Origin of the sequence: Agromyces humi (genome assembly GCF_009720255.1) — a bacterium.
In the GTDB taxonomy this organism is placed as follows: Bacteria; Actinomycetota; Actinomycetes; order Actinomycetales; family Microbacteriaceae; genus Agromyces; species Agromyces humi.
The window spans coordinates 1-1,465 of sequence record NZ_WJSP02000614.1; the positions used below are offsets into that span (position 1 = coordinate 1).

The 1,465-nt window shown below is 70.5% G+C and carries 2 protein-coding genes; both read right to left on the reverse strand.

From position 1 onward, the window contains the following. Nucleotides 1–206 (reverse strand): J domain-containing protein (locus GH736_RS22865; RefSeq protein WP_159607304.1); only part of this gene is annotated, 206 nt, incomplete at its 3' end. Nucleotides 207–325: 119 nt separating this feature from the next. Next, nucleotides 326–1,063 (reverse strand): PspA/IM30 family protein, encoded by a 738-nt coding sequence (locus GH736_RS22870; RefSeq protein ID WP_159607306.1) that lies wholly within the window; start codon nt 1,061–1,063, stop codon nt 326–328. Nucleotides 1,064–1,465: the final 402 nt, after the last annotated feature.

Genomic DNA, 1,465 nt, shown 5'->3' on the forward strand with positions numbered 1-1,465 from the left:
CGGCTCGCCGCGGAGCGCAGCAGCACGTCCTTCGCCAGCGTGGCATCGACGAAGCGCTCGCTCGACGCCTGGACGGTCGAGGGCGCCGCGCCGATGGCCCGGTCGGGATGCAGCTCGCGCGCGAGGCGCCGGTAGGCGTGGTCGATCTCGGGCTCGTCCGCATCGGGTGCGACACCCAGCACCTCGGCCGCCTCATCCGGCGTCATGCCGGAACGTTACCGCGTGACGCTGGGATCGCGCTTCGGGTCCGTGCAGACCGGATGACCGTCATGAGACGCGGATGCCGCGGGCACGAGTGCGCCCGCGGCATCCGTCGTGCTCGGATTCAGCCTGAGATGGCGCCCTGCGACGGACCGCCGGCCTTCAGCGCGGCGAGCCGCGCGTCGACCTCGGTGAGCTCGCCGAGGTCGTCGAGCTCGTTGAACTGCGCGTCGAGGCTGGACGCGGCGAGCTCGGACTGCCCGCGCACGACGGCCTCCTCGCGGCGGATCTTGTCCTCGAACCGGCCGATCTCGCTGGTCGGGTCGAGGATGTCGATGGACTTGACGGCGTCGTTCACCTGCCGCTGCGCCTGTGCCGTCTTCGCCCGCGCGATCAGCTCGGACCGCTTGTTCTGCAGCTGGACCAGCTTCTCCTTCATGCCGTTGAGGCCCGACTTGAGCTTGTCGACGACCTCGGTCTGCGCCGCGATCTGCGGCTCGGCGGCGCGCGCCTCGTTCTCGGCGGAGATCTGCCGGCTCAGGGCGACCTTGGCGAGGTTGTCGAACTTGTCCCCGCCGGACGCGTCGCCGGCCGCTCGCAGCTCGTCGCCCTTGCGGCTGGCGGCGAGCGCCTTCTCGCCCCATTCGCGAGACGCCTCGACGTCCTCGCGGTGGTCGTCCTCGAGGAGGCGCAGGTTGCCGATGGTCTCGGCGATGGCCGCCTCGGCGTCGGCGATGCTGTTGGTGTAGTCGCGCACCATCTGGTCGAGCATCTTCTGCGGATCCTCGGCCTCGTCGATGAGCGAGTTGATGTTCGCCCGCATGAGCTGGGAGATGCGGCCGAAGATGGACTGCTTGGTCATGGTGGTTCCTTCCGGTGATGGTCGGTCGTGGTCGTGGTCGTGGTGGTCAGGATCGCGGTCGTGGTGGTGTGGAGGCTGAGCCGGGTGGTCGCTCAGGTGGGCGGCTGCAGGGTGACGGTGCTCAGAATCGGCCTCCGCCCCCGCGACGTGAGCGCGTGCCCGAGCCGCCGAAGCTGCCCGGCGACCGCCGGCCGCCGCCGCCGAACCCTCCGCCGAAGCCGCCGCTGCTGCGGCCGCCCCCGCCGAACATGCCGCCGCCTCCGCCCCCTCCGCCTCCGCCGTGTTGCGGAGCACGGTGCCGAACACGTCGCTCGTGAGCAGCCGCTCGTAGTTCTCCATGCCGACATACGTGGACCGGCCCGACAGGCTGTTGTAGTCCTGGAAGCTGAACAGGAAGACCCC